Source organism: Nocardia rosealba, from assembly GCF_020216065.1.
Classification (GTDB): domain Bacteria; phylum Actinomycetota; class Actinomycetes; order Mycobacteriales; family Mycobacteriaceae; genus Nocardia; species Nocardia rosealba.
On sequence record NZ_JAIWNA010000016.1, the window covers coordinates 1 to 3,422 of the forward strand.

Annotated in this window: 2 rRNA genes; both read right to left on the minus strand. The window is 55.1% G+C overall.

The annotated features are described in order from the left end of the window. Positions 1-7: 7 nt before the first annotated feature. Positions 8-124: ribosomal RNA gene (gene rrf, locus LDL21_RS29695) — 5S ribosomal RNA — on the minus strand. A gap of 120 nt (positions 125-244) precedes the next feature. Further along, a 23S ribosomal RNA gene (locus LDL21_RS29700) occupies positions 245-3,377 on the minus strand. Positions 3,378-3,422: the final 45 nt, after the last annotated feature.

Sequence of the window (3,422 nt, forward strand, 5' to 3'; positions counted from 1 at the left end):
AATGATTGTCCGGCGGTGTCCTACTCTCCCACACCCTGTCGAGTGCAGTACCATCGGCGCAGGTGGCCTTAGCTTCCGGGTTCGGAATGGGACCGGGCGTTTCCCCACCGCTATAACCGCCGTAACACTATGAAACTATCCACACAGAGAGCCACAACCGACAACCCCTAACAGGGTCCTCAATTGTTGTCTCGGTGATCTGTGTGTTGTTTCAGATACCGCACAGTGGACGCGTAACACCTTCGATAGTAAGCCCTCGGCCTATTAGTACCGGTCACCTCCACACGTTACCGTGCTTCCAGTTCCAGCCTATCAACCCCATGGTCTGTAGGGGGCCTTAACCCATCAAGTGGGAGAGAAACCTCATCTTGGAACAGGCTTCCCGCTTAGATGCTTTCAGCGGTTATCCCTTCCGAACGTAGCCAACCAGCCATGCTCCTGGCGGAACAACTGGCACACCAGAGGTTCGTCCGTCCCGGTCCTCTCGTACTAGGGACAGCCTTCCTCAAGTTTCTTACGCGCGCGGCGGATAGAGACCGAACTGTCTCACGACGTTCTAAACCCAGCTCGCGTGCCGCTTTAATGGGCGAACAGCCCAACCCTTGGGACCTACTCCAGCCCCAGGATGCGACGAGCCGACATCGAGGTGCCAAACCATCCCGTCGATATGGACTCTTGGGGAAGATCAGCCTGTTATCCCCGGGGTACCTTTTATCCGTTGAGCGACACCGCTTCCACTTGCCGGTGCCGGATCACTAGTCCCGACTTTCGTCCCTGCTCGACCTGTCAGTCTCACAGTCAAGCTCCCTTGTGCACTTGCACTCGACACCTGATTGCCAACCAGGCTGAGGGAACCTTTGGGCGCCTCCGTTACATTTTAGGAGGCAACCGCCCCAGTTAAACTACCCACCAGGCACTGTCCCTGAACCAGATCATGGTCCGAGGTTAGAAGCCCAATACGATCAGAGTGGTATTTCAACGACGACTCCACGAATACTGGCGTACCCGCTTCACAGTCTCCCACCTATCCTACACAAACCGTACCGAACACCAATACCAAGCTATAGTGAAGGTCCCGGGGTCTTTTCGTCCTGCCGCGCGTAACGAGCATCTTTACTCGTAATGCAATTTCGCCGAGTCTGTGGTTGAGACAGCAGAGAAGTCGTTACGCCATTCGTGCAGGTCGGAACTTACCCGACAAGGAATTTCGCTACCTTAGGATGGTTATAGTTACCACCGCCGTTTACCGGGGCTTAAATTCTCAGCTTCGCGGATAAATCCGCTAACCGGTCCTCTTAACCTTCCGGCACCGGGCAGGCGTCAGTCCGTATACATCGTCTTACGACTTCGCACGGACCTGTGTTTTTAGTAAACAGTCGCTTCTCTCTGGTCTCTGCGACCCCACCCAGCTCCAACCGCAAGGGCTTTCACCGGGCGTGGTCCCCCTTCTCCCGAAGTTACGGGGGCATTTTGCCGAGTTCCTTAACCACAGTTCTCTCGATCGCCTTAGTATTCTCTACCTGACCACCTGTGTCGGTTTGGGGTACGGGCCATGTACCAGCTCGCTAGAGGCTTTTCTCGGCAGCATAGGATCACTGAATTCGTCTCAACGACTACGCATCACCTCTCAGGATATATGTGTGACGGATTTGCCTATCACACTCCCTACAGGCTTACACCAGGTATTCCATCACCTGGCCCAGCTACCTTCCTGCGTCACCCCATCGCTTACCTACTACAGCCAGGGTCGTATGCAGCCGTCATCCCCCTCGCCCGAAGGCAAGGTAAGACAACATTTGGATACTTAGCACAACTGATTCAGCATTGGGCGCGGATACACGGGTACGGGAATATCAACCCGTTGTCCATCGACTACGCCTGTCGGCCTCGCCTTAGGTCCCGACTCACCCTGGGCGGATTAACCTGGCCCAGGAACCCTTGGTCATTCGGCGGACGAGTTTCTCACTCGTCTTTCGCTACTCATGCCTGCATTCTCACTCCCGTGGCCTCCACAGCTAGTTCACACTGCTGCTTCCACGGCCACAGGACGCTCCCCTACCCATCCCAACACCTGGCCCTGCACAAAGTACAGGACGGGTTAATGTTGGAATGCCGCGGCTTCGGCGGTGTACTTGAGCCCCGCTACATTGTCGGCGCAGGATCACTTGACCAGTGAGCTATTACGCACTCTTTCAAGGGTGGCTGCTTCTAAGCCAACCTCCTGGTTGTCTAAGCGACCCCACATCCTTTTCCACTTAGTACACGCTTAGGGGCCTTAGCCGGCGATCTGGGCTGTTTCCCTCTCGACTACGAAGCTTATCCCCCGCAGTCTCACTGCCACGCTCTCACACACCGGCATTCGGAGTTTGGCTGACTTCGGTAAGCTTGTAGGCCCCCTAGGCCATCCAGTAGCTCTACCTCCGGCGTGAAACACGTGACGCTGCACCTAAATGCATTTCGGGGAGAACCAGCTATCACGGAGTTTGATTGGCCTTTCACCCCTACCCACAGCTCATCCCCTCAGTTTTCAACCTAAGTGGGTTCGGGCCTCCACGACGTCTTACCGTCGCTTCACCCTGGCCATGGGTAGATCACTCCGCTTCGGGTCCATAATGTGCGACTAACAGGCGCCCTATTCGGACTCGCTTTCGCTACGGCTACCCCACACGGGTTAACCTCGCCACACACCGATGACTCGCAGGCTCATTCTTCAAAAGGCACGCCATCACCCCACACAACAAGTTGCGAAGGCTTTGACGGATTGTAAGCGCACGGTTTCAGGTACTATTTCACTCCCCTCCCGGGGTACTTTTCACCTTTCCCTCACGGTACTAGTCCGCTATCGGTCACCAGGGAGTATTCAGGCTTACCGGGTGGTCCCGGCAGATTCACAGCAGATTTCACGGGCCCGCTGCTACTCGGGAGACATCCACGAGAGCCTAGGAGTTTTCATTTACCGGACTATCACCGTCTATGGTGGGCCGTTCCAGACCACTTCAACTAACACCTAGGTTTCTGACTCTCGCTCCATTCGGCAGAATGAAGAAGAATGTTCCCACTACCCCAACCAGACAACGACTGCCGTCTATCACATCTGATTGGTTTAGCCTCATCCGCTTTCGCTCGCCACTACTCACGGAATCACTGTTGTTTTCTCTTCCTGTGGGTACTGAGATGTTTCACTTCCCCACGTTCCCTCCACACACCCTATATATTCAGATGCGGGTAACACGACATCACTCGTGCTGGGTTTCCCCATTCGGAAATCCTCGGATCTCAGCTCGGTTGACAGCTCCCCGAGGCTTATCGCAGCCTCCTACGTCCTTCATCGGCTCCTGGTGCCAAGGCATCCACCGTACGCTCTTAAACACTTACTAACAAAGATGCTCGCGTCCACTGTGCAGTTCTCAAACAACACACCC